This is a genomic window from Achromobacter insuavis, assembly GCF_902859645.1.
GTDB classification, from domain to species: Bacteria; Pseudomonadota; Gammaproteobacteria; order Burkholderiales; family Burkholderiaceae_B; genus Achromobacter; species Achromobacter insuavis.
In genome coordinates, this window is record NZ_CADIJR010000008.1 from 1 (window position 1) to 25,501 (window position 25,501).

The 25,501-nt window shown below is 68.7% G+C and carries 26 protein-coding genes and 1 pseudogene; 21 read left to right on the plus strand and 6 right to left on the minus strand.

What is annotated here, in order from left to right; translation table 11 throughout:
• The 3 genes from H0523_RS06660 to H0523_RS06670 all read right to left on the minus strand — a co-directional run.
• Window positions 1–1,348: WG repeat-containing protein (locus tag H0523_RS06660; RefSeq protein ID WP_180180043.1), on the minus strand; the 1,348-nt coding region annotated here is incomplete at its 3' end.
• Between the two features lie 184 nt (window positions 1,349–1,532).
• A complete protein-coding gene (locus H0523_RS06665; protein ID WP_054429178.1) occupies window positions 1,533–2,096 on the minus strand; it encodes an RNA polymerase sigma factor in 564 nt (187 codons plus the stop codon).
• Between the two features lie 290 nt (window positions 2,097–2,386).
• A complete protein-coding gene (locus H0523_RS06670) occupies window positions 2,387–3,025 on the minus strand; it encodes a response regulator (RefSeq protein WP_054429177.1) in 639 nt (212 codons plus the stop codon).
• 66 nt (window positions 3,026–3,091) lie between these two features.
• Here H0523_RS06670 and H0523_RS06675 point away from each other — a divergent pair, with 66 nt between their 5' ends.
• Both H0523_RS06675 and H0523_RS06680 read left to right on the plus strand, forming a co-directional pair.
• A complete protein-coding gene (locus tag H0523_RS06675; RefSeq protein ID WP_054429176.1) occupies window positions 3,092–4,498 on the plus strand; it encodes a sensor histidine kinase in 1,407 nt (468 codons plus the stop codon).
• Between the two features lie 85 nt (window positions 4,499–4,583).
• The gene (locus H0523_RS06680) at window positions 4,584–5,843 is read left to right on the plus strand and encodes an MFS transporter (RefSeq protein WP_369817048.1); all 1,260 of its coding nucleotides are present in this window, start codon (window positions 4,584–4,586) and stop codon (window positions 5,841–5,843) included.
• A gap of 84 nt (window positions 5,844–5,927) precedes the next feature.
• On the opposite strand, the pseudogene H0523_RS32395 reads toward H0523_RS06680, so the two are convergent.
• A pseudogene (locus H0523_RS32395) lies at window positions 5,928–6,410 on the minus strand (cupin domain-containing protein); the annotation flags it as partial.
• Between H0523_RS32395 and H0523_RS06690 the strand changes: the two are divergent.
• From H0523_RS06690 to H0523_RS06705, 4 genes are all read left to right on the plus strand, one after another.
• Window positions 6,345–6,863, plus strand: a complete 519-nt coding sequence (locus H0523_RS06690) for an SRPBCC family protein (protein WP_054429174.1) — start codon at window positions 6,345–6,347, stop codon at window positions 6,861–6,863. The pseudogene H0523_RS32395 and the gene H0523_RS06690 sit on opposite strands and share 66 nt — an antisense overlap.
• Window positions 6,864–6,912: 49 nt before the next feature.
• Window positions 6,913–7,152 carry an Arm DNA-binding domain-containing protein gene (locus H0523_RS06695; RefSeq protein ID WP_054429173.1) on the plus strand — a complete coding sequence of 80 codons (240 nt, stop codon included), beginning with the start codon at window positions 6,913–6,915 and terminating at the stop codon, window positions 7,150–7,152.
• The gene (locus H0523_RS06700; protein WP_054429172.1) at window positions 7,149–7,697 is read left to right on the plus strand and encodes an ureidoglycolate lyase; all 549 of its coding nucleotides are present in this window, start codon (window positions 7,149–7,151) and stop codon (window positions 7,695–7,697) included. Before H0523_RS06695 ends, H0523_RS06700 begins: the two co-directional genes overlap by 4 nt.
• Window positions 7,698–7,879: 182 nt before the next feature.
• Complete coding sequence (locus H0523_RS06705) at window positions 7,880–9,301, plus strand: DUF1254 domain-containing protein (protein ID WP_054429171.1); 1,422 nt, start codon at window positions 7,880–7,882, stop codon at window positions 9,299–9,301.
• Window positions 9,302–9,387: 86 nt separating this feature from the next.
• Here the strand turns inward: H0523_RS06705 and H0523_RS06710 are convergent, their stop codons facing one another.
• Entirely contained in the window at window positions 9,388–10,089 is a 702-nt protein-coding gene (locus H0523_RS06710; protein WP_082380423.1) for an XRE family transcriptional regulator, read from the minus strand.
• Window positions 10,090–10,266: 177 nt separating this feature from the next.
• Between H0523_RS06710 and H0523_RS06715 the strand changes: the two genes are divergently transcribed.
• The 15 genes from H0523_RS06715 to H0523_RS06785 all read left to right on the plus strand — a co-directional run bounded on the left by H0523_RS06715 (window position 10,267) and on the right by H0523_RS06785 (window position 24,655).
• The gene (locus tag H0523_RS06715; RefSeq protein ID WP_231689918.1) at window positions 10,267–10,953 is read left to right on the plus strand and encodes a hypothetical protein; all 687 of its coding nucleotides are present in this window, start codon (window positions 10,267–10,269) and stop codon (window positions 10,951–10,953) included.
• A 152-nt stretch (window positions 10,954–11,105) separates the two neighbouring features.
• Window positions 11,106–11,573: a phage tail tube protein gene (locus tag H0523_RS06720; protein WP_025138221.1), complete on the plus strand. Its 468-nt coding sequence runs from the start codon at window positions 11,106–11,108 to the stop codon at window positions 11,571–11,573.
• Between the two features lie 5 nt (window positions 11,574–11,578).
• Entirely contained in the window at window positions 11,579–12,052 is a 474-nt protein-coding gene (locus H0523_RS06725) for a phage tail assembly chaperone (protein ID WP_054429168.1), read from the plus strand.
• Window positions 12,052–12,342, plus strand: coding sequence for a phage tail assembly protein T (locus tag H0523_RS06730; protein ID WP_054429167.1), 291 nt, complete (start codon window positions 12,052–12,054; stop codon window positions 12,340–12,342). The genes H0523_RS06725 and H0523_RS06730 overlap by 1 nt, the downstream gene beginning before the upstream one ends.
• A gap of 57 nt (window positions 12,343–12,399) precedes the next feature.
• The gene (locus H0523_RS06735; RefSeq protein ID WP_054429166.1) at window positions 12,400–13,686 is read left to right on the plus strand and encodes a phage tail tape measure protein; all 1,287 of its coding nucleotides are present in this window, start codon (window positions 12,400–12,402) and stop codon (window positions 13,684–13,686) included.
• A 2-nt stretch (window positions 13,687–13,688) separates the two neighbouring features.
• The gene (locus H0523_RS06740; RefSeq protein ID WP_054429274.1) at window positions 13,689–14,027 is read left to right on the plus strand and encodes a phage tail protein; all 339 of its coding nucleotides are present in this window, start codon (window positions 13,689–13,691) and stop codon (window positions 14,025–14,027) included.
• A gap of 4 nt (window positions 14,028–14,031) precedes the next feature.
• Window positions 14,032–16,674, plus strand: a complete 2,643-nt coding sequence (locus H0523_RS06745) for a pyocin knob domain-containing S74 family peptidase (RefSeq protein WP_054429165.1) — start codon at window positions 14,032–14,034, stop codon at window positions 16,672–16,674.
• Between the two features lie 2 nt (window positions 16,675–16,676).
• Complete coding sequence (locus H0523_RS06750) at window positions 16,677–17,405, plus strand: phage minor tail protein L (RefSeq protein WP_054429164.1); 729 nt, start codon at window positions 16,677–16,679, stop codon at window positions 17,403–17,405.
• A 2-nt stretch (window positions 17,406–17,407) separates the two neighbouring features.
• Window positions 17,408–18,187 carry a C40 family peptidase gene (locus H0523_RS06755; RefSeq protein ID WP_054429163.1) on the plus strand — a complete coding sequence of 260 codons (780 nt, stop codon included), beginning with the start codon at window positions 17,408–17,410 and terminating at the stop codon, window positions 18,185–18,187.
• Complete coding sequence (locus H0523_RS06760) at window positions 18,184–18,789, plus strand: tail assembly protein (RefSeq protein ID WP_054429162.1); 606 nt, start codon at window positions 18,184–18,186, stop codon at window positions 18,787–18,789. Before H0523_RS06755 ends, H0523_RS06760 begins: the two co-directional genes overlap by 4 nt.
• Complete coding sequence (locus tag H0523_RS06765; RefSeq protein ID WP_218950876.1) at window positions 18,786–22,418, plus strand: TipJ family phage tail tip protein; 3,633 nt, start codon at window positions 18,786–18,788, stop codon at window positions 22,416–22,418. The genes H0523_RS06760 and H0523_RS06765 overlap by 4 nt, the downstream gene beginning before the upstream one ends.
• Before the next feature lie 5 nt (window positions 22,419–22,423).
• A complete protein-coding gene (locus tag H0523_RS06770) occupies window positions 22,424–22,795 on the plus strand; it encodes a hypothetical protein (RefSeq protein WP_156333440.1) in 372 nt (123 codons plus the stop codon).
• A complete protein-coding gene (locus H0523_RS06775) occupies window positions 22,776–23,009 on the plus strand; it encodes a hypothetical protein (RefSeq protein WP_054429161.1) in 234 nt (77 codons plus the stop codon). Before H0523_RS06770 ends, H0523_RS06775 begins: the two co-directional genes overlap by 20 nt.
• Window positions 23,006–23,602 carry a tail assembly protein gene (locus H0523_RS06780; RefSeq protein ID WP_054429160.1) on the plus strand — a complete coding sequence of 199 codons (597 nt, stop codon included), beginning with the start codon at window positions 23,006–23,008 and terminating at the stop codon, window positions 23,600–23,602. The genes H0523_RS06775 and H0523_RS06780 overlap by 4 nt, the downstream gene beginning before the upstream one ends.
• 123 nt (window positions 23,603–23,725) lie before the next feature.
• Window positions 23,726–24,655: a LysR family transcriptional regulator gene (locus H0523_RS06785; RefSeq protein WP_054429159.1), complete on the plus strand. Its 930-nt coding sequence runs from the start codon at window positions 23,726–23,728 to the stop codon at window positions 24,653–24,655.
• A 3-nt stretch (window positions 24,656–24,658) separates the two neighbouring features.
• Here the strand turns inward: H0523_RS06785 and H0523_RS06790 are convergent, their stop codons facing one another.
• Entirely contained in the window at window positions 24,659–25,477 is an 819-nt protein-coding gene (locus H0523_RS06790) for an SDR family oxidoreductase (RefSeq protein WP_082404328.1), read from the minus strand.
• Between the last annotated feature and the right edge of the window lie 24 nt (window positions 25,478–25,501).

Consider the following 25,501-nt stretch of genomic DNA (forward strand, 5'->3'; position numbering starts at 1 on the left):
CCGCGTTGTCGGCCGCGGCATCGACGGCCGGGCCCGCGGCATCGACCGTCGCGGTATCGACCGCCGCGGCATCGGCCGCCGCGGCATCGACCGGCGGACCGGCGGCGTCGGCGGTCGTCGGTGTCGGCGCGGATTCGATGAGGGTCGGCGCCATCGGCGGCGGAGGGTCGGCGGGGCCGGGACCCGCCTCGGCCGGCGCCTCGAGGGCGTCGGGGTGATCGGTCTCGGAGGCAGGCTTGGCCGCGTCGCTCGCGAACGCGTCGCGGGGGCCCTGGGCATACAGCCAGGCCAGGCCGTCGTCGCTGACCGTGACACGGCCGAAGGCGGCCGGCGTCACCACGATATTGCCGCCGGGGGCGATCATCACGACCGCGTCGACGTCCGTCAGCACCTTCCAGCCGCCGCTTTCCTCCACGCCCACGTAGGGGTTGGTGAAGGTGCGCATCGGCCGCAGGTCGGCATCCAGCAGCACGTACCGCGCCGTGTCGCGGGGCTTGACCAGCCACAGGCCCGCGCCGGGCTGGGCCACGCTTTCATAGCGGCCCGCCGTCAGCGGCGTGCCGTCCGGCCGCACGAACATCCAGGACTGCTCGCGGTGCACGGCCAGCGTGTCGCCGTCGCGCAGCGGCGGCTGGTCCGAGCCCAGCACGTCGGGCGCGATGGCCCATTTGCCGTTGGCATCCAGCAGGCCCCAGAGGCCGCCGTAGCGGTTGCTGCGGCGCTGCGCCGGCAGCGTGTCGGCCACCGGCCGCTCCAGCCGCATTACGTCGGTCGGCAGCGTCAGGGCGCGGCCGGTCGCGGTATTGAACAGGCGCGGCGCTTGCGGCACTTCCATTGCCGCCAGCTTCTGGCCGGGTTCGAACCCCCACGACCGCGTGCCCAGCTCGAAGGTCTTGACGACCTGGCCCTGGCGATTGATGAGCACGTCGCGCTCATCGTCCTCGACTAGCGCGGTGCCCGCGGCGTTGAAGCCCGAGGCGCGCGCGAAGCGCGGCTTGATCACCCAGGCGCCGCGCGTATCGATGTAGCCCCACAGGCCGTCCTGCTGCACGGCGGCCAGGCCGTTCTGGAACGACTCGGCGTCCTGGTAGGCCGGCGTGATGACCATCTGGCCCTGCTTGTCGATGTAGCCCCAGGTGCCGGCGGCGTCGCTCGCCTTGCCGGTCAGCACCGCCGCCAGGCCTTCGGCGTAGTCGCGGTTGCACGACACGTCCGGGGTGATGGCGTAGGTGCGGCCGACGCAATCGTATTGCCAGTCGGCGAACGCCTCGTCCGCCTGGGCGCCGGCATGAAGACCGGCCAGCGCCACAGCCAGCGCCAGCGGCCGCAGTGTGAGGGCGCGCCTCATGGCGCGACCCGCGCGGCGGCGGACGAAGGTGCAATCAGGGGGATCGAGCGTAGCCGGACGTGCCGCATGGTGGTGATGCCTGCCAAAGGGGAACGAAGGCAGCACTGTAACCAGCAGTAGCAAGCAAAGAAACGACAAATGTAACGATAGAAAACGAACCGTTAACAACGCGCCCGCGGGCGGCTCAATCGTCGAGCCAGGCGCCCTGTTGGCGCATGCGCGAACGCAGCAGCGACCGCGCCCGCGACAGGCGGCTGCGCACCGTGCCGATCGGCAGATTCAGCTGCGCCGCGGCCTCTTCGTAGGACAGGCCGTCGGCGCAGATCATCATCAGCACCTCGCCCAGGTCGGGCGGCATGGCGGCCAGCGACCGCTCCAGGATGCGCAGCGTCTGCAGCAGTTCGGTGCGCGCGGCCGGGTCCGAACGGCGGTCATGTTCCTCGACCAGGGCGTCCTCGCTCACGAACGCATAGCGCCGTTCGGGCGCGCGCGACAGGTGATTGCGGATGAGGTTGCGGGCGATGCCGAACAGCCAGGTCGACGGCTTGCTCTCGCCCCGGAAGCGGTCAAAGCTCGACGACATCTCGACGAAGGCCTGCTGCGTGATCTCGTCGGCGTCGGAGCTGTTGCCCACCTGGCGCAGCACGAAGCGTCGCAGGCGTTCGGACTCTTCGCGCACCAGCTGGCTGACCGGGTCGGCCAGCGGGGAGGAGGGAATGGCGGCGGACGAACAGGAGGCAGGGGGCATGGTGGCGGTGCTGCGGGTCGTGGACGGGGACGCCCGCAGCGCCGCGGCGGGCGCCTGGCGCGGGCGCGCACGTGTCCTGCGCGGCCCGGGCGGGTCCGCGCGGAAAGTGGCGTGGGGGAGTGCGGTGCAGCCCCGCGATCTCCCATGGCCCTGTCGGAAAGAGAAAGCGGATGCTGCGAAACCAGTCTACGTTTGGAAGATTCGGTAGCAAATACGGCGCGTGCCGTATTTTGGCCAGCGCCGCGCGGCCGCGGTCAGGCAGGCGTCGCGCGGATCAAGCGCCGCGCGGATCAGGCGCTGGGCAGGCCCAGGCGCACCGCGTAGGCCACCAGTTCGGCGGTGCTGTGCAGCGCGAGCTTGCGCATCAGGTTCTCGCGATGCTTGCGCGCGGTCAGCGGGCTGATGTGCAGGGCCGCGCCGATCTGCGCGGCGGTGGCGCCCTGCGCGGCCAGCGCCAGCACCTGCTGCTCGCGCCGCGTCAGGGTCTCGGCCGGCGCCGGCGCGTGGGTGGGCCGGGGTTGCGCCGGGCGGCCGGCCTGGCCGTCGTGCAATCGCTGGATCGCGGCCATCAGTTCGCGCGAGCTGCCGGTCTTGGCCAGGTATTCGTCGGCGCCGGCCTCCAGGATGGCCTGGCGGCTGCGGGCGTCGGTATTGGCGGTCAGCACCATGATGTGCAGGGCGGGATGGCGTTCGCGCAGCGCGCGCACCCAGCCCGAGCCCGCCACGCCGGGCATGCCCAGGTCCAGCACCAGCACGTCGGCGCCATGCGCGGCCAGCAGCGCCAGCACCTGCTCGCCGGTGGCCGCTTCGTCGATCGAGCCGATCATCGCGCCCGCCTGGCTCAGCACCATTTTCAGGCCCTCGCGCACGATGCCGTGGTCGTCGGCCAGCAGGATGCGCAGCAGGGGAGGCGGGGAGGTCGGGGTCATGAGGGCGGTGAGGGCGCCGCGGCTTGTGTCAGAATGATGCACCATTATAGGGACCGATCCAGGCGCATGACCGCCCCTGCCGCGCTATCCCCGCCCCAGCCACCGGGCACCGCCGCCGCGCACGCGGCCCCCGTCGCCGACGCCATCGCGACCGAGCTGGCCACGCTGCTCTACAAGCAATCGTATGGCGTCCTGTTCGCCAATTTCGTCGTCGCGCTGCCGGTGCTCTACGTCATGCGCGAGGCCGCGCCCGCCGGGGTGCTGGCGGCGTGGATCGGCGCCGTCTATCTGCTGACGCTGGCGCGCGTGCTCGTCTGCCGCCGGTTCCTGCGGCGCGCGGCCGGGCCGGTGCGGCCCTGGGTGCGCGGCTTCTGCCTGCTGTCATGGACCTCGGGCCTGTTGTGGGGGCTGGCCGGGTTGCTGGCGGTGATGTCGGGGCAGGACCTGTTGCTGGCGTTCGGCTGCGTGATGCTGGCCGGCATGTGCAGCGGCGCGGTGCCGTCGCTGTCGGCCTATCCGCCCGCCTACGTCGGCTCGGCGCTGGGCATGGTGGCGCCGTTCATCGCCGCCTGCCTGGCGGCGGCCGACGGGCTGCACCTGGTGTACGCGGCCTTCGGCGTCTGCCTGCTGGCGGTGAACCTGTACTTCAGCGCGGTCACCTATCGCAGCCTCAGGACCACGGTGGCGCTGCGCTTCGAGAACAGCGCCCTGATCCGCAGCCTGGAACACGAGCGCGACCGCGTGGCCGCGGCCGACCGCGCCAAGACCCGCTTCCTGGCCGCCGCCGGGCACGACCTGCGCCAGCCGGTGCACGCGCTCGGCATGTTCACCGACATCCTGGCCAGCCGCGCCGAGCAGGGCAGCGTCACGCCACAGGACGCGTTGCATGTGGCGCGGCGCCAGCAGGGCGTGCTCGACGGGCTGAACCGCCTGCTGGACGGCCTGCTGGACGTGTCGCGCCTGGACGCGCACCTGGTGCGCACCGAGCGCCGCGCCGTCGCGCTCGACGCCCTGTTCGACGACATCCGGCTGGACTACGAACCGCAGGCGCGGGCGCGCGGCCTGCGCCTGGTGGTGGCGCCGACCTCGCTGGCGCTGCAGACCGATCCGGCATTGCTGCGCCGCATCCTCGACAACCTGCTGGGCAATGCCCTGTCGTACACGCCGGCCGGCTGGGTGCTGCTGTCGGCGCGCCGGCGGCGGGGCGGCGTGCTGATCCAGGTCTGGGACACCGGCGCGGGCATCGCGCCCGACCTGCAGGAAACCGTCTTCACCGAGTTCACGCGCGGCGCCGGCGCGCCGGCCGCGTCGCAGGGGAACGAGGGGCTGGGCCTGGGGCTGGCCATCGTGCGCCGCCTGGCGGATCTGCTGCAGGGCGACATCGCGCTGCGCTCGGTGACGGGCAAGGGCTCGGTGTTCTCGTTGTGGCTGCCGGCTGGCATTCCCGGCGCGCATGCAGCCGGCGAAAAATAATCAGTTGAAGCGGGGCCGAAGCGCCCCTGTAATAGCATCATCCATCCATCCGCACGGGATCGACGTCCCACGCCCGAGGTTCGCCATGTCCGTCGCCGCATCGTCCGTCGCTTCTTCGCCCGGTCCCGCCGCCGCGCCCCGCAACCTGTGGCTCATGGTGCTGGCGGGCGGCATCGTCATGGGCCTGGCGCTGGGCGTGCGCCACGTGCAGGGCCTGTTCCTGCTGCCGGTCACCATGGACCGGGGCTGGTCGCGTGAAACCTTCGCCATGGCGCTGGCGGTGCAGAACCTGACCTGGGGCGTGGTGCAGCCGTTCACCGGCATGATGGCCGACCGCTTCGGCTCGGCCAAGGTCATCCTGGGCGGACTGGTGTTCTACGCCTTGGGCCTGGCGGGCATGGCGCATGCCGCCACGCCCGCGGCCTTCATGTGGACCGCCGGCATCTGCATCGGCATTGCGCTATCCGGCACGGCGTTCGCCGTCATCTACGGCGCGCTCAGCCGCCTGGTGCCGCCCGAGCGGCGCGGCTGGGCGCTGGGCGTGGCCGGCGCCGTCGGCGGGCTGGGGCAGTTCACCATGGTGCCGGCGGCGCAGTGGCTGATCGGCGGCACGGGCTGGGTCGGCGCGCTGATGATCTTCGCGGCGGTGCTGGCGGTGGTGATGCCGCTGGCCTGGCCATTGAAAGAGACGTCGCGGCGGGCTGCTGGCGCCGCGGCGGCGCCCGAGCAGCCATTGGGCGCGGCGATCCGCGAGGCCTTCGCGCAGCCCGGCTTCTGGCTGCTGAACCTGGGTTTCCTGGCCTGTGGCTTCCAGCTGGCCTTCATCGGCACGCACCTGCCGGCCTACCTGATGGACAAGGGCCTGCGGGCGGCGGACGCGGTCGCGGCGCTGGCCATCATCGCGCTCGCCAATGTCGCCGGCACCTACGTCTGCGGCATCCTGGGCGCGCACCATCGCCGCAAATACCTGCTGGCCGGCATCTACCTGCTGCGCACCGCCGCGATGGCGCTGTTCTTCCTGCTGCCGCTGTCGCCCGCGTCGGTGTACGTGTTCGCCGCGGTCATGGGCTTCGTCTGGCTGGGCACGGTGCCGCTGACCAACGGCCTGATCTCGCAGGTGTTCGGCGTGCGCTACATCACCACGCTGTTCGGCTTCGTCTTCTTCGGCCACCAGGTGGGTTCGTTCCTCGGCGTCTGGCTGGGCGGCGTGGTGTACGAGGCGACCCATTCGTACGACCTGATCTGGATCGGCGCGATGGCGCTGGGCGTGCTGTCGGCGGCGCTGCACTGGCCCATCGACGACCGCGAGCTGCCGCGCATCCGCGCCGCCGCAGCCGCCGGCTGAACCGCGCGCAGGCGTCGTCACGCCGCCTGCGCTTCGTAAGACCGGCCGGTGTTGCGTGCCCGCGCCCATGGTGATGTGCAGGATGCGACAGGACTCCACCACCTTGAGCGTATGCCAGGCGCCGCGCGGCACTACGTAGGCGTCGCCCGCCCGCAGCCGGACAACCTGTATGCCGGCAGGGCCGTCCAGATGCAGGTCGGCCGAGCCGGCCGTCAGGCGCACGATCTCGTCGGCTTGCGGATGCATCTCCCATTGCGGCCAGTCGCGGGCGCAGGGGTATTCCGACACCAGCCAGCCGTGGCCGTATCGTTCCAGGTCCTCATGCGGCTGCGACCAGAAGGCGTCGCCGCCCGCGAGCGGGGTGGCGTGGCCGGCGGCGTCAAGGAAGACGTACTGCGATGACAGGTCGGTGGGCATGGCGGTCTCCAGAGCGGGGGTAATAGGCGTTATAACAGTGCCGAAGGCCGTCTCGACGGCGCGCCATCGTCGCCAGGAGTCCGCATGCAGATCGAATCCCGTTGGTTGTTCCCGTGCGAGCCGCGGCACATCTGGCCGCACTTCCTGCATGCGCGCATGGACGACAGCCGGCCGTTGCTGTTCCGCCTCGGCGTGCCCAAGCCGATCAGCTGCAAAGTGCTCGAAGGCGCGGCCGCCGTGGGCCATACGCGCCAGTGCACCACCGACCGCGGCACCATCGACCAGCGCATCCTGATCCTGCAGCCCGGCGAGCGCCTGCGCTACCAGATGCAGCGCAGCACGGTCTGGTGCGCCGACTGGGTCGGAACGCTGGTCGACACCTTCGAATTGCGGCCGCTGCCGGGGCAAGGCACCGAGGTGCGCCGGACCACGCAGTTCGAGGCCGCCGGCCGCTGGCGCTGGGCCAAGCGCCTCGGCCTGTGGGCGGGGCTGCGCCAGGCCCATGCCTACGCCAGCCGCAACTGGCGCAGGCTGGCGCTGGCCAGCCAGGCCGCGCAGGCGCGCGGTGGCGAAGCGGCTGGAATACTCGAAAAACTGCGATAATCCGGGTCTTTCCAGGGGGCGCCGGCTCGCATCCGGCGTAGGTGTCGGCATGAACAAGGGATTCGACGGCGTCCGGCCGGCATCCGAATCGTCCATCGAGATCGGTTTCTTCTACCAGGGCCGCCATTGCGTGGAGCGCATCCGCGTCAAGCCGACCGCCGCCAACCTCAAGCGCGCCGCCGAACGGCGCACCGCCATCCTGGCGGCGATCGCGCGCGGCGATTTCGACTACGCCGCCGAATTTCCCAAGCGCACCGCTGCCGCCCCATCCGCCAAGGACGAGACATGACCCGCGTTGCCGCATTGCCCATCTACGACCTGACCGCCGATGCCTTCGCATCCTATGGCTGGATGCTCGGCAAGCCAATCCCGCAGGGCAATGGCGTGCCGCTGTTCAGCAACGACGCCACCGACTTCTGGCAGGAACATGTCTTCAACACCGGCGCGGGCGGCGACGCCGAGGTGCTGTGGGTCAACTACCGCAGCGCCTCGCCCGATGTCGCCAGCCTGGAGAAGCACCTGCTGACGCAGCAGGCGATCGTGCCGCTGACCGGCGTCATCATCCAGGTGGTGGCCCGCAGCGCGGCCGATGGCAGCCCCGACCTGGACACGCTGGCGGCGTTTCGCGTCGATCCCGGGCAAGGCGTCTGCATGCGTCCCGGCTGTTGGCACGCCACGCGCGTGGCCGACGCGGAAGTCACCTGCCTGATGCTGACGCGCCGCTCGACCACGCTCGACCTGATCCAGCACCTGACCACCGATGCTTGCGCCAGCGAAAGCGCGATCACGTCGATCCCGCCGCGGCAACTGGAAGCCCCGCATTTGCCGGACTGAATTACGCAGACCGCGTGGCGTCCCGGGCGCCATGCGGCCATCGGGCGTGCGTGAAGTCGTCCTGTCATCGCCACGCGCTTTCACCGGCGTGGTGAAATGTGCCAGAATTTGAGCGACTGTTTTTTGTCGCGACGCTGCCGCCACCCGGGCGTTGCCAACGGCTTGCCCTGCTGGAGCATGGAATGCGCATACGCCTCGCTGGCGTTGGATCGACCCGCTATGTTCGCGGCCTGCTTGTCCTGACGTTGTGCACCGGCGCGGCCGGCTGCAGTTTCACCTCGCCCGACGCGGCGACGGGGGCGCAGTACGTCGGCATCGACGGCGTGTCGGCGCCCGAGGCGCGCCGCATCGCCAAGGAAGCCTATGTCTACGGCTATCCCATGGTGGCCAGCTACCAGGCCATGTATGCCGCCAGCATCGATCGGGGCAATCCCCACTACCGCGGGCCGTTCAACACCCTCGGCCGCGCCGAGCCGGCGCCGGACGACGCGCCGCAGTTTTCCGCCGTGCTGGACCTGCGCGCCGAGCCCGTCGTCGTCAGCGTGCCGCCGATGGAGGCCAGGCGCTACCACGCGTTGCGGCTGACCGACCTGTATGGCTTCAACTTCGCCTATCTCGGCAGCCGCGCCACGGGCAATGGCGGCGGCAGGTATCTGGTGGCCGGGCCGCGCTGGAACGGCGCCGCGCCCACGGGCATCGCCACGGTGATCCGCGCCGAGACCGAGCTGGTGAGCCTCGCGGGGCGCATCCAGCGCTTCTCGTCCTCGGACCAGGCCAACGTCAAGCGCATCGAGGACGGTTACCGCATCCAGCCGCTCTCGGCCTACCTGAAGAAGCCGCCGCCCGCGCCGGCCACGATCGAGTGGCTGGCGCCCGAATCGCCCGCGCAGATGCGCACCTCGCTCGAGTTCTACAACCAGCTTGGATTCCTGCTGCAGTTCGCGCCGGTGGCGCACAGCGAGAAGTCGCTGCGCAAGAGGCTGGACAGCATGCGCATCCGGCCCGGCGCGCCGGCGGTCGCGGAGGGCAGCAATCCGCGCCTGCGCCAGGTCATGCAGGAAGGCATGCACGACGGCCAGAACGAGATCGACAAACGCCGCCTGGCGCTGGACGGCAAGGCCGACACGCTGTTCGGCGACCGCCGCACGCTCGGCAACGACTATCTGGCGCGCGCCACTGGCGCGCAGGTCGGCCTGGGTACGGACAGCCGCGAAGAATCGATCACCACGGTGCTGGCCACCGACGCCGCGGGCCAGCCGCTGGACGGCGCCCAGCCGTATACGTTGCGGTTCGCGCCGCGCGCCTTGCCGCCGGTCAATGCGTTCTGGTCGGTGACGCTGCAGCGTCCGGCCGGGGCCGCGCAGGCGCCCCAGGCCGCCCGGCGCACGCTGGTGGATTCGTCGATGCTGCCCGCGCTCAAGCGCGATCGCGACGGCGGACTGACGCTGCACATCCAGCCCCAGACGCCCGGCAAGGGCGGCGAGGCCAACTGGCTGCCGGCGCCGGCGGGGCCGTTCACGATCACGCTGCGCTATTACTGGCCCAAGCCGGCCTTGCTGGACGGCAGCTGGCAATCGCCGCAGCCGCAGCGCGTCGGGCTTTGACGCACCGGCCCTGACAGTGGCGCGCGAGGCCGCGTCCGCCTGGCCGGCGCGCGCGTCGGCAAGCGGTCTGACGCCGTGGCGCGGCGTCAGAGGTCTTCGCTGCGCCAGACCTTCAACACACGTCCGAAAATCTGCAGATCCATGTCTTCGGTGATGTCCCAGGCATCGTATTTGGTGTTCTCGGACTTGGCGCGGATCAGCAGGCCCTGGGCGCTGGGAATGCGCTGCAGGCGCTTGATGAAGCCCTCGTTGCCGACACGAAAGAAAAACACGCCGTCGACTTCCGCCTTGACCACGCCGAGGTCAACCAGTAGCGGATCGCCCGGGTTGTACATGGGCCGCATGCTGTCGCCGAAACCCGTCACCACGCAAAGGTTGGCGGCCGCGGTGTAGTGGCGCAGGTTCTTGTGCAGCCATTCCTGGCTGACGCGCAGGCTCTGGATCACGCCGGGCTGGTCGCGCAGTTCGACGCCCGCGCCCATGGCGCCGCCGGTATCGAAGCGGGGGATGCGCAGATCATCGCCCGCGCCGTGGTCCACCCGCGGCGGTTCGCCGCCGCCGGCATCGGCCAGCACGACGTCCGGCGGATACTGCGCCGACTCGTCCAGCAATTGTTCGAGTGACAGCCCCAATCCCGCCGCCAGGCGAGCCGCGTATTTGGAACGTTCGCTGTCGCGCCCCTCGAGCGCGGCGATGGTGCCCACGCCCACGCCGGTGCGCGCTTCCAGCTGTTCCAGGGTGAGACCGAGAGCGGCGCGATAGCGCCTGATTTGTTTTCCGAGAGCCATGGTGTCAACGCTAAACAGTTGTGGAAAATTGTGCAACAACAAGTGTTGAAAACGAGATTATACATTTGTAGAATCTTACTCATGGATTACCCAAAACGTGTGCTGTTATCAGACGGAAGCGTGGGTAGCGTATCGCTACCAAAGGGCTTCTCTCCCTCATCCATCCGGACCGCCGCAATGGCGATCCGCAACACCGGCGCCCGGGCGGCGCCACCTCGGCAGCGTCCGCCAGCGACGGACACCGGCATCGAACTCAATGGCAAGGAGCGGCAAATGAATCAGGCAGGAAACATGGCATTGCAGGCCCCGCAGGGCTGGGTCGCGGCGGCATCGCAGGCGGGCGCCGCCATCGCGCGTTCCTTTGTGTCGCGGCCGGCGGAGCGGGCCGGTTGGCAGCAGGCGGCGCAGGGCCGCAACCAGAAGGGGCAGAACATGACGCGGGAAGAGTCGGATCAGGTCGAAGCGCTGATCATGGAGTGGTACCACTGGAGCCGGGGCTACCGGCCCAAGCTGGGCGTCGGCCGGGTCTCGGCGTTCGCGCGCGGCATGACGGCCGACGAGGCCTACGACGACGAAGACGTCGATGCCCGCCTGGCCGCCGCGCGCGGCGAGCAGACCGAGTTGTGTATCGACGAGCTGCCGTGGCAGCAGCGCTCCGCGATCGGCGTGCATGCCGGCAACCGGGCGGCCGGCGCTCGCGTTTTCAGCAACCCGCGCCTGACGCCCGAGCAGCAGCACGCCGCCTACCAGGAAGCCAAGGTCGCCCTGTTGCCGGCATTGCGCCGGCGCGGGCTGGTGACGGCGCCGCAAGTGCGACACGCCGATCGCGCAAAGGCTTGCGGCGCGGGCGCCACATCCGCATAATTGAGTCGTCGGGCCAAGTTGCGCCCGAAGAAAATCTGAACGTACCGACCAAGCCCCTCGGCAATTGCCGCGGGGCTTTTTCATGGCCGCTCCGGATCTCCGGAAACGCCTTTGTTGCCCGCCTCTGGCGGGCTTTTTTTTTGGAGTCTGCAATGGCAGGTACTACCGTTTCGCAATTCGTTCAAACCCAGGGCACCCAGCTGGAAGTGTCGACCACGGCCACCGAGGACCTGGGCACCGCCGGCCTGACCTACGCCGATCTGGCCATCACCATCAAGGACCCGAACTTCCAGGGCGGCCAGACCACCGAGATCGACGTCACCGTGCTCAAGTCCACCGCCAAGGAATACGCCCTAGGCCTGGACGACAGCGGCACCTTCAGCATGGCCGGCAACTGGAAGGCTGGCGATCCCGCCCAGAAGGCGCTGGTGGCCGCGCGCAGCGACAAGAAGACCCGCGCCTTCCGCGTGACCTTCGCCGACGGCGCCAAGTTCGAATTCCTCGGCCTGGTGACGCAATACCAGTGGCAAGGCCAGCTGGACAACGTCGTGTCCGCCACGTTCAACGTGCGCGTCACCGGCGCCGTCAAGCTGACCGACGCGCCCGCCAACGGGGGCTGAGCGCCATGACGGACACGTCGATCAATTCCTCTGCTCGCGCCGCGGGCCTGCGCGGCCTGGCGGTCGACCCGCTGGCCGGCTTCGCCCACGAAACCCTGACCGTGCCGCAATGGCAGGACGCGCGCGTCATCGTGCGCGCGCCCAGCGCCGGCGACCATCTGTTCCATATCCGCGCGATCTGGGCGGCGGCGGGCGTGGTGCCGGGCGAGGACAACGAGGTGGTGCGCGCCAAGCTGGACGCGCCGGGCGTGGACTACACCCGCGCCTCGGCCAGCCTGCTGGTGCGCACGCTGTTCGAGCAGACCGAACAGGGGCCGCGCCGCGTCTTCGACGACGAAGACGTCGACGTCGTGGCCGCGGCCTACGGGCTGGCGCACGCCACGCTGGTGGCCAAGGCGATCGAGCTGGGCAACCTCGGGGAGGGGGCGCAGGAGCGCGCAAAAAAGCCCTCCAGGAAACGCCAGACCTCCGTTTCCTGATGGTCCTGGCGCTTCGACTGGGGCGCACGCTGGGCGAGTTGATGGACACCATCGACACCCATGAAGTGTCGCTGTGGCGCGAATGGGACCGGACGTCTCCGCTGGGAGACGACCGGGCCGATGTGCTCGCCGCCAGCCTGGCCGCCACGGTGGCGCGGGCGGCGGGGGCCAAGGTGCGCGCCACCGACATGCTGGTGCGCTGGGGCGCGCAAGACGAGGAACCTCCCGCCGAAGCGGGGGCGGACGCGTTGAAGGCGTTCCTGATGTCGAAGATCAAGAAGGGGTCTTGACGACGTGTCCGGCCCGCGCGAGCGGGCCGGAGGCGGATCTATGTGAGGTATAGGACCATGGCAAACAACAACAACGCCGCGAACATCGCGGCGGAAACCTCGGCGCTCAGACAGAACACCGCCGAGCTCAATCGCAATGCGGCGGCCCGGCGGGCGTGGGAGAGCGCCGTTGCGCGGGCCGCGACCGTGTGCCAGAAAAGCAACGACACCACCGACAAGGGCACCGACGGCAAGAAAAAGTCGACGGACGCGCTGAACAAGCATGCCCAGGCGATCCGGTCCGAGGCGGTCGAGCAGGCGCTGGCGGAAATGAAAAAGACCGGCGCGATGCTGGGCCGGACATCCGAAACCGCGAAGATGGAGTACGAAACCGAAGCCGGCCGGTTCGCGGGCGAGAGTCCCAGCGACAAGTACAGCCTGACGACCGCTGCGTGGGATCTCGACAGGCTGCGCGACCAGACGAAGATGCGCGCCTATATCGAGAATCTCGCGGATCCCGATGCGGAATCCAGACGCGAGAAGACCCAGAAGCAGGGTGCGCTCGATGACGCGCTGCGAGATGGCACGCTCAGCCAGGACAAGTACGACAAGGAGCGGCGCAATCTCGGACTCGTCGAGAAGGACGGCGACTTCATGGCGAAGGTGAACGACAAGCTGCTCGAATCGGCGCGCAACGGCGCGGGCAAGATCCAGGACATTCTGGGCACCAAGATGTATGACTTCGTCTCCGAGAAATTCGACAAGATGGGGCTGTCGTTCCTGGACAACGTGGCCAAGATGGTGACATCGGCCGCCTCCGCCCAGCTCATGGAGACGTTGCTGGGCAAGGAATTCATGTCGGGTTCGGGCGGCCTGGGCGGCTGGATCGGCCAGGCAGGGGGCTTCATTGCAGGGCTGTTCGGCTCGGGTGGCGCAAGCAGCGCCAGCAGCGCCATCGTGCCGTCGGTGGCCCAGGCGTTTCCCGTCCAGTTCGCCAAAGGCGGCGCCTTCACCAACGGCATGACCGCCAGCCCCGTCGCCTTCCCCATGGGCGTCATGGGCGAAGCCGGCCCCGAGGCCATCATGCCGCTGCATCGCGGCGCCGACGGCTCGCTCGGCATCCGCGCCGCTTTCCCGAATGTGGGCGGCGACACGGGTCAGGCCGCGGGCGGCGTGTCCGTCAACGTCTATGTGCAGGACGGCAACGTCAGTTCCTCGAGCGAATCGGGCGAGGGCGGCTGGCAGCAGTTCGGCCAGCAGATAGGCGAATACGTCACCCAGCTGGTCGACCGCCGCATGACGCAATCGTATCGCCAGGGCGGCCTGGCCTGGCAAGCCAACAACAACCGTTTAGCGGGGGCATGATCATGGCAGTCGAAACCTTCACCTGGTCGCCGCGCGTCAATCCGCAAGGGCGGACCAAGTTTCGCGTGCTGACCGCGCAGTTCGGCGATGGCTACAGCCAGACCGCGGCCGACGGCATCAACAACAAAGTGGCCTCGTGGCCGCTGCAGTTCTCCGGCTCGGGAGCGCAGGTCGGGCCGATCGTGGCGTTCCTGGACCGGCACCAGGGGTATCGGAACTTCCAGTGGCAACCGCCGCTGGGCGAGCCAGGCTACTACACCGCGACGGATTACGACCTGACCGCGATGGGCGGCGAGATGTACTCGCTGGCCGTGACCTTCCAACAAGTCTTCAGGCCCTGACACCATGGCAACCCTACAAGCGATCAATGTCGGCAAGACCGACAACGACCAGGCGGGCGATCCGCTGCGCGTGGCCATGCAGAAGGTGAACGCGAACTTCGCCGACGTGCAGTCCGGACTGGCTGGCCTGTGGAACGCGTCGGCGCTTGGCGCGACGGTGGACCTGAACACGCTGACGAACCCCGGACGCTATCACCAGGGCACCAACGCCAACGCGTTGACGGGCAGCAATTATCCGATCGCGAACGCCGGCCTGCTGGAAGTGGCGGCTTCCGCGGACGGCCTGTTCGTGTACCAGGAATACACCCAGTACCGGTCGGGCGCTTATTCGCGTCGTTTCTGGCGCTCGTTCTATGGCGGCATCTGGGCCGCCTGGCAGGAGCTGCCGGCGCTGTCGCAGAAAGGGGCCGCCAATGGCCTGGCCACGCTGGACGCGAATGGCAAGGTTCCCGTGGCGCAGATCCCGAGCGCGTTCGCGGCCGTCCTGCCGACGACCGCGCACGACCTGGACGACTACGCCACGCCGGGTTCGTTCTATCAGTCCACCATCGCCGGGGCCACGGCGGGCGCCCATTATCCGGTGGCCAACGTTGGCTTCCTTGAAGTCACGGCCACCGGCACGCCGGTGACGCAGGTCTACACCACCCGCACCAATGTCGCGGCCGCCATGCAGCGCTTCTGGCGCGTGCGGGTGTCGGCCACCACCTGGTCCGCCTGGAAGGAACTGACCGACGTCTCGACCGTGGTGTCCTATGCCGGTTCGATGGCAGCCGCGCAGGATCTGAACGGCTATACGCAACGGGGACTGTGGGCCGTCGCCACGTCGGCGATCGCGGCCGGGGGCAGCAATTTCCCGATCGGACAGTCGGGCTACCTGCTGGTCATGTCGGCCTCGCCCCAGGGCGGCGCCAGCGTCACCTCCGGCGTGTGCCAGGTGTACTACGCCGGCAATGGCAACAAGGTCTACAACCGGTCGCTGATCACCGGCACCTGGTCGTCCTGGGTGGCCAGCGTCGATTCGGCGCAGCTGGCGGCGCCGGGCGGCATTGCCACGCTGGACGCCGGCGGCAAGGTGCCGCAGGCGCAGATCCCGGGCGTCAACGCGCGGCCGCTGGGCGCCGCGGATGACCTGGATACCTATGCCACGCCGGGCGACTATAGCCAGAACACCAATGCGGCCGCGGCGGCCGGAGCGAACTATCCCGCGCCGCTGGCGGGCCTGCTGTCGGTGAAATTCGGCACCGGCAGCAACAACGCGGTGTACCAGGAGTACACCACCTATACGCTGGCCAATCCGCGCAAATTCATCCGCAACCGCTTCCAGAGCGCCGGCGTCGCCACCTGGGGCGCCTGGTTCGAGCAGGCTCGCGCCGATCAGGCCATGACGCATGTCTACCTGACCGCCGCGACGGACGCCAACACGCTGATCGCCGACAACACGTTCTACACCTGGGTCGGCGCCACGCCCATGTCGGCCGGATCGAACTGGCCGCCCAGCGCCGCCGTCAATGCCGGCTACATGAATGTCTATTGGCTGTCGGCGGGCATCGTGTGCCAGGAAATGTCGGTGCTCTTCACCGGTCAGAAACCGCGCCGGTATGTGCGCCACGGCAACACCACCAACGGCAGCTGGCAACCGTGGCGCGCCGTGGGCAGCTGGAGCAATGCGCTGCAGATGCCGACCGCGGATTGCGGCGACATCTACGTCGACGGCGCGGGCTGGCACCGCTGGAATGGCACGGCCTACGCGAAATACGATCCGAACGTGGCGCAGGACCTGGCGTTCGATTCCGCAACCTGGAAAGTCCGGGGCGCAATGGGTTTCGGGCCCAATGCGGGCGGGGTCTTCCAGAGCCTGTCGGGGGCCGGCAACCTGAATGTCGCACCCGGCACCGCCGCCGCGGGCAGCCGCGTGAACGTGTGGCAGGACAGCGGCGCCAACGCCAGCGTGCTGTCCCTGCAGTGCTTTCCGTCGGGCTCGTACATCACCAGCGGCAGAACCGGGACGGGCGCCTACCAGCCGCTGATCTTCGAAGTCATCGGCTATGACTGCGGGCGCATCAACACCGCCGCCACCTGGGTCCTGGGCGCGGAATACAACCGTAATTACCTGGTGCGGCAGGCCATCAACTTCGAGGGTGGCGGCAGCCGCTTCGGCACGCTGTACAGCCCGCAGGCGGACCACACGTCGCCCATCGTATTCACCAACGCCGCCGGCGGGCTGGTGGGCACCATCCAGACCTCGCCGTCGGCAACCTCGTACAACACCACGTCGGACTACCGCGTGAAGTACGACATCGAGGACATGGACGGCGCCTGGGCCTTGCGGTCCGTGCTGCGCATGCGGCCACGCACGTTCCGGATGGTGATGGATGACAGCGCGCAGGATGGCTTCATCGCGCATGAACTGCAGGAAGTGGCGCCGCTGGCCGTGTCGGGCGAAAAGGACGCGGTCATGACCGATGTCCACGGCGCCGCGCCACGCATGAAGTTGCAAGGCGTCGACAGCTCCAAGCTGGTCGCGCGCATGGTCTGCGCCATGCAGGAAATGCACCGGCGTATCGAGGAACTGACCAGGCAGGTCGAGCGCCTGCGTGGCGAGGCCGGCGAGTCCGGGCAACCGCCACGGCAGGCCGGGGAGGAATAGCAATGGGTATTTATTCAGACGTTCAAAAGCTGGAAGTCGGCGCGTTGGTCGAGCTGTTCGAGCTGGATGCGACGGCCATCGGCGGCCAGGTCCTGCGTTTCCATGGCTACACGCAAGTGGGCGCCATCTGGTGGCAGGGGCAGCAGTACGATCCGTGGGCCATCCGCGCCGAAGGGTTCGAACTGGTGGGAGAGGGGCAGCAGCCCTCGCCGACGCTGTCGGTGGGCAATATCGGGCAGGATGACAAAGGTAAGCCGGTGGTGGGCGTGATCTCGGCGCTCTGCGTCCACCTGGATGACCTGGTGGGCGCGCGCGTGGTGGTGCGCCGCACGCTCGGGAAGTATCTGGATGCGGTCAATTTCCCGCAGGGCAATCCCACCGCCGACCCGCAGGAAGAGTTGCCGCAGGAAGTCTGGCTGGTGCAGCAAAAGACCGCCGAGACCGCCGAGGTGGTGGAATTCTCGCTGTCCAGCGCGCTGGATTTCAATGGCCAGAAGCTGCCCGACCGGCCGATCATCGCTGGCGTGTGCTCGTGGCTGCGCAAGGGCGGCTATCGCGGCCCCTACTGCGGTTACACCGGCAGCCGCATGTTCGACCTGGATGGCAAGCCGGTCAGCGATCCGACGCTGGACCGCTGTTCGGGCCTGATGTCCGACTGCAAGAAGCGCTTCGGCGAGTACGAAGTCATCAACTTCGGCGGTTTTCCATCCGCCGACCTGGTCAGGGGATAGGCATGCTCAAACGCACGATGCAGGCCATCCGCGACCATGGCGTGGCGACGTATCCGCAGGAATGCTGCGGCCTGGTGGTCAAGGCGGGCCGACGCGAATGGTATGTGCCGTGCCGCAACACCGCCGCCAGCGAAGAGCACTTCGTCATGTCGGCGCAGGACTACGCGGCGGCCGAGGAAAGCGGCCGGATCACGGCCGTGGTGCACTCGCACCCGGACGCGACGGCGCTGCCCAGCGAAGCCGATCGGGTGGCCTGCGAGGCGTCCGGCCTGCCCTGGTACATCGTCGCCGTGGCCAAGGACCTGGACGGCAGGATCAAGGCTGGCGAGATCCGCGGCTTCACGCCGGAGGGCTTCCAGGCGCCGCTATTGGGGCGCCAGTTCGCGCACGGCGTGCTCGATTGCTATTCGCTGGTGCGCGACTGGTATGCGCGCGAACGCGGCATCAAGCTGCCGGACTTTCCGCGCGAGGATGGCTGGTGGGAACCTGGCCGCGCCGGCGACCTGTACATGGATCACTACGCCGAGGCGGGCTTTCGCCCGCTGCAGCCGCATGAAGCGCTGGCGCCGGGCGACGTGGTGGTGATGCAGGTGCGTTCGGATCGCGCCAACCATGCCGGCGTGTTTCTCGGCGCGCAGCCGTTGGGCGAGGCGCCGGACCTGTTTCCGCTGCCCGACGCGATGCTGCACCACCTGTATGGGCGCGACTCCGAGCGGGTCGTGTATGGCGGATTCTGGCGCGAAGCCACCCGGGTGGTGCTGCGCCATGGAGAAAAGACATGAACGACAGGACACGAGTGGTCCGACTCTACGGCTGGCTGGGCGCGCGCTTCGGCCGTGAACACCGTCTGGCCGTGGCCAGTCCGGCCGAGGCGGTGCGGGCGCTGTGCGCCCTGTTGCCGGGCTTCGAACGCGCGCTCGCGAACAGCGAGCAACGGGGCGTGCGCTTCGCCTGCTTCGCCGGCCGCCGCAATCTGTCGGAAGACGAATTGGGGCATCCGGTGGGCGCGGACGCCATCCGCATCGCGCCGGTGCTGGCGGGCGCCAAGAACGGCGGCCTGTTCCAGACGGTGCTGGGGGCGGTGCTGATCGCCGCGGCGGCGTTCTACAGCGGCGGCCTGACGGCGGCGTTCACGGCGGGGGGCATGGTTCAGGCCACGGCCACGCTGGGCCTGTCGATGATGCTGGGCGGCGTCGCGCAGATGCTGTCGCCGCAGCAGCGGCTGCTCAGCGCCAGGGACCGGCCGGAGAACGGCGCCTCCTACAACTTCAACGGGCCCGTCAACACGACGGCACAGGGCAATCCCGTGCCGCTGCTGTACGGGGAAATGTTCGTCGGCAGCGCCACGATCTCCGCGGGCATCTATTCGGAAGACCAGGTATGAAACAACGACATCGCATCAGGAACAGGGCGCCCGCGGGCGCCTTTTCTTTTGGCGGCAAGCCGATGGCCGAGGGCCAGGGCCTTGTCGGCCACAAGGGCAAGGGCGGCGGCGGCGGTCGCGCGCCGGTGGAATCGCCCGACAGCCTGCACAGCACCGCCTACGCGCGCGTCATCGACCTGCTGGGCGAAGGCGAGATCTACGGCCCCGTGCACGGCATGGACAACGCGCTGCGCGATGTCTACCTGAACGGCACGCCCGTGGCCAACGAGGACGGCTCGCTGAACTTCAGCGGCGCGTCGATCGACTTTCGCACCGGCACGCAGCTGCAGGAGCCGCTGCCCGGCTTTCCCGCGTCGGAAAGCACCATCGGCATCAACGCCGAGCTCAAGTCGAGCCAGCCGTGGACGCGTCTGTTCACCAACCTGCAGGCTTCCGCCGTGCGGGTCACGCTGGCGGTCGAAGGCCTGAGCCGCGCGGACACCAAGAACGGCGACATCAACGGCTACCGCGTCGAATACGTGATCGAGCTGAACACCGACGGCGCCGGCTACCAGACGGTGCTGTCGACCGCGTTCGACGGCAAGACCACCCAGCGCTATACGCGCTCGCACCGCATCGAGCTGCCGCGCGCGCGCCAGGGCTGGACCGTGCGCGTGCGCCGCGTGACGCCCAACGCCAACAGCAACACCATCTCGGACCGCACCGTGGTGGACACGGTCACCGAGATCGTCGACGCCAAGCTGCGCTATCCGATGTCGGCGCTGGTGGGCATCAAGATCGACGCGTCGCAGTTCCAGAGCATTCCCACCCGCGCGTACCACGTGCGCGGCCGCATCATCCGGGTGCCGTCCAACTATCACCCGGACCTGCGCCGCTATGACGGCGTGTGGGACGGCACCTTCAAGCTGGCCTGGACCAACAACCCGGCCTGGGTGTTCTACGACCTCATCAGCAACGACCGCTATGGCCTGGGCACGCGCGTGCCGGCGGGCTGGCTGGACAAGTGGGGCCTGTACCAGATCGGCCGCTATTGCGACGAGATGGTCGATGACGGCTTCGGCGGAAAGGAACCGCGCTTCACCTGCAACGTCTACCTGCAACAGGCGGCCGACGCCTACCGGGTGGTGCAGGACTTCGCCTCCATTTTCCGCGGCATGGCTTATTGGGCCAACGCCGCCGTGTTCGCCTCGGCCGACATGCCGGGCGATCCGGTCTACACGTTCTCGTCGGCCAACGTGGTCGATGGCCGCTTCAACTACGTCGGCTCGGCGCTGACCACGCGCTACACCGTGGCGCTGGTGTCCTGGAACGACATGTCCGAAATGGGTCGCCAGAAGGTCGAGTACGTCGAGAACCGCGAAGGCATCGCGCGCTATGGAATCCAGCAGGTCGAAGTGACCGGGTTCGGCTGCACCTCGCGCGGCCAGGCGCACCGGATCGGCAAGTGGATGCTGCTGACCTCCAACCTGGAGACGCGCTCGGTCACGTTCTCGGTCGGCCTGGATGCCTGCCGCGTGCGGCCGGGCAGCGTGATCCGCGTGGCCGACCAGCACCTGGCGGGCCGCCGCATCGGCGGCCGAATCCGTGAAGGCGAGATCAGCAAGATCACGGTCGATGCCGAACTCGGCGTGCGGCCGGGCGACCGCCTGACCGTCAACCTGCCCAACGGCCTGTCGGAAACCCGCGTGGTGGCGACGGCGGTGGGCACCGGCCTGACCGTGGACAACACCGTCTTCACCGTGGATTCGACCGAGCTGACCGCCGACCTGGTCGGCCTGCCCGGCACGGTGCTGCACATCACGGTCACCACGCCGTTCTCGCAGGCGCCGGAAGCCGAGTGCGTGTGGACGCTGGAATCCGAGGCGTTGTCGGCGCAGACGTTCCGCGTGTTGAGCGTCAAGCGCAAGCAAGGCCTGGTGGCCGAGATCGCCGCCGTGCAGCACGAACCCGGCAAGTTCGACAACGTCGACTTCGGCACGCGGCTCGATCCCAAGCCGATCACCGTCGTGCCGCCATCGGTGCAACCGTCCCCTGTGAACATCCGGCTGGCCTCGCGCTCGGTGATCGACCAGGGCCTGGCGCGGCACGTCGGCGTCATCAGCTGGGACGCGGCGGCCTCGGCCGTGGCCTACCAGGTGCAGTGGCGGCGCGACAATTCCGACTGGGTCGAGGCGGGCCGCACCGGCGCGCTGACGCTGGAATTGCCGGACATCCGCGCCGGCGCCTACGTGGCGCGGGTGCGGGCGATCAACGTGTCGGACATCTCGTCGGTGTGGGTCAATTCCACCGAGACGATGCTGGAAGGCGACATCGCGCCGCCGCCGGCGCTGGCGCTGCTGGCCACCAAACCCCTGGTGTTCGGCATCGACCTGCGCTGGGCCTTTCCGGAAGGGCGTTTCACCGCGCAGCGCACCGAGATCTGGTACAGCGCGTCCAACGACCGCGCCAGCGCCATCAAGCTGGGCGACTTCGCCTTCCCGCAAAGCGCCCATACCCTGATGGGCCTGGCGGCCGGCAAGCGCTTCTACTTCTGGGGCCGCATCGTCGCCCTGAACGGCGAGATCGGCGCCTGGTATCCGGGCGACCAGGGCGTGATGGGCGAATCCAGCTGGGAAGCGAGCGAAATCCTGGAATACCTGAACGGCAAGATCAGCCGCGACGAGCTGGCCCAGGAACTGACCGGCACCATCGACGGCCTGACCACCGGCCTGGATGAGACCCGCGCCGCGATCACGGCCGAGGAGACCAAGCGGGCCGATGCCGATGGGGCGCTGTCCTCGCGCGTCGACACGGTGATGGCGACCGCCAACGGCGCCGCCGCCGGCGTGCAGGAAACGCGCAATGCGCTGGTGGACGTGGACGGTCAGCTCAAGGCCACCTGGAGCATCAAGGCCCAGGTCACGAAGGACAAGCAGATCTACGCAGCCGGCATGTCGCTGGGGGCGTACAGCCAGCCCGACGGATCGATGCAGACCTCGGTGTACTTCCTGGCCGACCGGCTGGCGCTGCTGAACCTGGCCAACGGCGCGACGACCACGCCGTTCGTGATCGATAACGGGCAGACGTTCATCAACGATGCGGTCATCGGGACGGGCAGGATCACGAATGCGATGATCCGGAGCTTGAGCGCGGAGAAGATCAACGCAGGAGTGATGAGCGCCGAGCGCATCGATGTCGGGACGATTGCCGCACAGCTTGCCAACGTGGGGCAGGCGTATATCAAGCGTGCCAACATTCACGAAGCGCAGGTGGATACGCTGTCGATCGCTGGGAATGCCGTGACGATTCCCGTGTCGTGGTCCGGGCCTGGAGCCGGGACCCTCGTCATCAATAGCAACGTAGATGGTCCTGTTGTGGTGATTGCGTACCGGTCCGGCTACAGCGGCATGGCATCCAATTTGCGCATCTATGTCAATGGCGCCTTGATGGAGGAAGCCACGGGTTCCCATTCAGCCTGGCAGAGTGGCAGCGGGGACGGGCCTCAGCCTTGGGAATATACGAGCATGCCGCTTACCGCGGTAACCGTTGGGAATGCGATACGTGGCAACAACACCATCGTCGTGAATTCATCGAGTTCCGTAAGCAATGGCGCGAAGATCCGGATCGTGGCGCTGATGGTGAAAAGGTGAGAGGAATGAATATGTACATCGCATCGTTTTACGACTCGACGGGTCGGATTGTCGGCGTCATGCGTGGACCGCGCGAAAGCGTGGAGGCGACTTCGGCGGTGACGGGAGATCCCTTTGTCGAGGGAGAGGGCAATCCCGATCTGCAATATGTTCGGGAGAAAGCCCTCGCATCACGGCCGGAATCGCCCTCCATCCTGACGCGCCACACATTGTCGGCGTTGCCTGTCCCGTGCACGATCCGGATCGGCCGTGCCGTGTACCCGTGCACCGAGGCTGAAGTCGATCTGGAGTTTGGATCTCCCGGCACATTCCAGGTCACCGTCGAAGCCTGGCCCTATCTGAACAAGGAGTTCACCGTTGAAAATCCGCCACTATGAACCCTACGCGCCGCTGCGCGCCCGCGCCTATCCCGCCATCGGCGACCAGCTCGACGCGATCATGAAGTTCGCCGCGCACCTGCAGGCGTCGGGCCAGGCGCTGCCCGACGAGGTGACGAGCTGGGTGGCGCAATGCCGCAACGTCAAGCAGCGCTACCCGAAGCCGGCCGACGCCGCGGCCGGACCGCAAGGACTGCCGGGGAGCCAGGCATGACTCAAACCCTCACCACCGTCCGCCTCTACGGCCGGCTGGGCGCGGAGTTCGGCCGGCTGCACCGGCTGGCCGTTTCCAGCACCGCCGAAGCGGTACGCGCGCTGTGCGTATTGCTGCCCGGCTTCGAAGCCCGCCTGCTCGACAGCGAATCCAGGGGCGTGCGCTACGCCTGCTTCCTCGGCCGCCGCAACCTGGATGAAAGCGAATTGGCGCGGCCGGCGGGCCGTGAAGACATCCGCATCGCGCCCATGCCCACCGGCGCCAAGCGCGGCGGCCTGATGCAGGTGGTGGTGGGCGTGGCGATGATCGTCGCGTCCTTCATTCCCGGCGTCAACGTCGCGTTGTGGGCGGGCGCCAGCACCTCGCTGATGACCATGGGCCTGGCCATGACGCTGGGCGGCGTGGTGCAGTTGCTCACGCCGCAGCAACGGGCCCTGAGCGTCAAGGACGGGCCCGACAACGGCGCGTCGTACAACTTCAACGGCCCGGTCAACACCACGGCGCAGGGCAACCCCGTGCCGGTGTTGTATGGCGAGATGTTCGTGGGCAGCGCCACCATCTCGGCGGGGATCTACTCCGAAGACCAGGCGTGACGGCGATTCGCGGATGCCGGACGGTTGCCCGTCCGGTCCGCCTGCTCCTGGCGGCGTTCTCGACCTAGAATCAGGCATCGGGCGGAGCGAGCCTCCGCGCCAACAGGGGAGCCGCGATACCGCATGAAGCGCAACTTCAACATCCACGACCTGCGCATCTTCTACACCGTCGTCATGACCGGGTCCACCCGGCAGGCCGCGCAGGCCATGCACCTGACCCAGCCGGCCGTCAGCCACGCCATTTCGCGGCTCGAACAGGCGACCGGCGTGCAGTTGTTCGACCGGTCCCACAAGACGCTGCGGCCCACCGAGGCGGGACAGTATCTGTACGGCGAGGCCAAGTTCGTGCTGGACGAGCTGGTGCGCATCGACGAGGCGCTGCACAGCATCGAGCAGTTCGGCGGCCGCGGGCTGCGTATCGCCAGCTCGCCCGCGCTGGCCTTGTCCTATGCGCCGGACGCGGTGCGTCGCTATCTCGACGCCCACGGCACGCGGCCGTTCTCGATCGACCTGGAGTCGTCGGTGCAGGCGATCAGCGCCGTCGACACCATGCGCGCGGATTTCGGGCTGGGCGCGGTGTCGCAGGAGAATTCCCGGCTGATGTTCCGGCCCTTCCTGCGCACCGAGGTCATGGCGATCGTGCATCGCGAGCATGCCCTGGCGCGCGGCGAGGTGGTGGCGGTGGCCGACATCCGCCCCGACAGCTACGTGCAGCCCTTGTGGTCCGACTACGTCATGCCGCAGGGCGACATCGCCGAGTCGATGCAGCTGCGTTCCGGCATGCGGGCGCATATGTCGCTGCTCGCCGGCACGGTGTGCGCGGTGCGCGGCGTCAGCATGGTCAACGCGCTGTCGGCCGCCGACATCACGGCGGCCTATCCCGACCTGGTGGCGCTGCCGCTGGCCTCGCGCCAATGGTTCGATTTTGTGTTGATCGCGCGCAACGAGGCCGCCAGCCGGGAGTCGGCCGAGCACCTGCTCCAGGCCTTGCACGCTGCCGCCCGGCAGCGGCAGCAGGGCGTGTATGCGCGGACGGTCCAGCTATTGGCGTAGGAGCTAGTCCGCGGGCGGCTGCCATGGCAGCGATTGCAGGTCGCCGTCGATGCTGATGGCCTGGCCGCTGACCATCGCCCCGAACGGGCTGGCCAGGAACAGCGCCATGTTGGCGATGTCCGCCGCGCGCACGAATTGCCCCAGGCTGACGCCGGCCAACTCCAGCCGGGTCTCCTCGGCCACCGTCACGCCCATGTTGCGGGCGCGCGCCTCGATGACCCGGTCGATGCGGGGGCCGGCCACCAGGCCGGGCAGCAGTGCGTTGACGCGGATGCCGTAGCCGCCGAGCTCCACCGCCAGCGAGCGGGTCAGGCCGATCACGCCCCACTTGGTGGCGGCATAGGGCGTGCGCATCGGCACGCCCATGCGGCCGGCCACCGAGCTGATGTTGAGGATGCTGCCGTCGCCCGCTTCGCGTAGCGCCGGCAGCGCGTGCCGCACGGTGTGGAACTGCGCGGCCAGGTTGATGTCCAGCGTGGCGTCCAGGTCCTGCGGGGCGATGTCGCCGATGCCGGCGGTCGGCCCGGCGATGCCGGCATTGTTCACCAGGACGTCGAGTCCGCCCAGGTGCGATAGCGCCTCGCCCATGTAGCGGTCGATCTCGTCGCGCCGGCTCACGTCGGCGCGCGACCAGGGATGCGGGCAGGCCGCCAGCGCGCGTTCGTCCACGTCGCACACATGCACCCGCGCGCCACGCGCCGCGAAAGCGCCGGCGATGGCGGCGCCGATGCCGGCCGCGCCGGCCGTGACGATGACACGCTTGCCGGCCAGGTCCACGGGCAGGGCGCCGATGTCCGCCGGGATGGGATTTTTGACAGTCATGCAGGTTCCTTGCTCAGGGCGATC

Bases quoted from the DNA above. Each gene is read 5' to 3' on its own strand.
- H0523_RS06745 (WP_054429165.1), top strand. From the start codon at position 14,032: ATGGCAACCCTACAAGCGATCAATGTCGGCAAGACCGACAACGACCAG.
- H0523_RS06730 (WP_054429167.1), top strand. From the start codon at position 12,052: ATGGTCCTGGCGCTTCGACTGGGGCGCACGCTGGGCGAGTTGATGGAC.
- H0523_RS06790 (WP_082404328.1), bottom strand. From the start codon at position 25,477: ATGACTGTCAAAAATCCCATCCCGGCGGACATCGGCGCCCTGCCCGTG.
- H0523_RS06695 (WP_054429173.1), top strand. From the start codon at position 6,913: ATGAACAAGGGATTCGACGGCGTCCGGCCGGCATCCGAATCGTCCATC.
- H0523_RS06690 (WP_054429174.1), top strand. From the start codon at position 6,345: ATGCAGATCGAATCCCGTTGGTTGTTCCCGTGCGAGCCGCGGCACATC.
- H0523_RS06665 (WP_054429178.1), bottom strand. From the start codon at position 2,096: ATGCCCCCTGCCTCCTGTTCGTCCGCCGCCATTCCCTCCTCCCCGCTG.
- H0523_RS06720 (WP_025138221.1), top strand. From the start codon at position 11,106: ATGGCAGGTACTACCGTTTCGCAATTCGTTCAAACCCAGGGCACCCAG.
- H0523_RS06735 (WP_054429166.1), top strand. From the start codon at position 12,400: ATGGCAAACAACAACAACGCCGCGAACATCGCGGCGGAAACCTCGGCG.
- H0523_RS06725 (WP_054429168.1), top strand. From the start codon at position 11,579: ATGACGGACACGTCGATCAATTCCTCTGCTCGCGCCGCGGGCCTGCGC.
- H0523_RS06785 (WP_054429159.1), top strand. From the start codon at position 23,726: ATGAAGCGCAACTTCAACATCCACGACCTGCGCATCTTCTACACCGTC.
- H0523_RS06760 (WP_054429162.1), top strand. From the start codon at position 18,184: ATGAACGACAGGACACGAGTGGTCCGACTCTACGGCTGGCTGGGCGCG.
- H0523_RS06705 (WP_054429171.1), top strand. From the start codon at position 7,880: ATGCGCATACGCCTCGCTGGCGTTGGATCGACCCGCTATGTTCGCGGC.
- H0523_RS06675 (WP_054429176.1), top strand. From the start codon at position 3,092: ATGACCGCCCCTGCCGCGCTATCCCCGCCCCAGCCACCGGGCACCGCC.
- H0523_RS06750 (WP_054429164.1), top strand. From the start codon at position 16,677: ATGGGTATTTATTCAGACGTTCAAAAGCTGGAAGTCGGCGCGTTGGTC.
- H0523_RS06710 (WP_082380423.1), bottom strand. From the start codon at position 10,089: ATGGCTCTCGGAAAACAAATCAGGCGCTATCGCGCCGCTCTCGGTCTC.
- H0523_RS06780 (WP_054429160.1), top strand. From the start codon at position 23,006: ATGACTCAAACCCTCACCACCGTCCGCCTCTACGGCCGGCTGGGCGCG.
- H0523_RS06765 (WP_218950876.1), top strand. From the start codon at position 18,786: ATGAAACAACGACATCGCATCAGGAACAGGGCGCCCGCGGGCGCCTTT.
- H0523_RS06670 (WP_054429177.1), bottom strand. From the start codon at position 3,025: ATGACCCCGACCTCCCCGCCTCCCCTGCTGCGCATCCTGCTGGCCGAC.
- H0523_RS06680 (WP_369817048.1), top strand. From the start codon at position 4,584: ATGTCCGTCGCCGCATCGTCCGTCGCTTCTTCGCCCGGTCCCGCCGCC.
- H0523_RS06755 (WP_054429163.1), top strand. From the start codon at position 17,408: ATGCTCAAACGCACGATGCAGGCCATCCGCGACCATGGCGTGGCGACG.
- H0523_RS06700 (WP_054429172.1), top strand. From the start codon at position 7,149: ATGACCCGCGTTGCCGCATTGCCCATCTACGACCTGACCGCCGATGCC.
- H0523_RS06740 (WP_054429274.1), top strand. From the start codon at position 13,689: ATGGCAGTCGAAACCTTCACCTGGTCGCCGCGCGTCAATCCGCAAGGG.
- H0523_RS06770 (WP_156333440.1), top strand. From the start codon at position 22,424: ATGAATATGTACATCGCATCGTTTTACGACTCGACGGGTCGGATTGTC.
- H0523_RS06715 (WP_231689918.1), top strand. From the start codon at position 10,267: ATGGCGATCCGCAACACCGGCGCCCGGGCGGCGCCACCTCGGCAGCGT.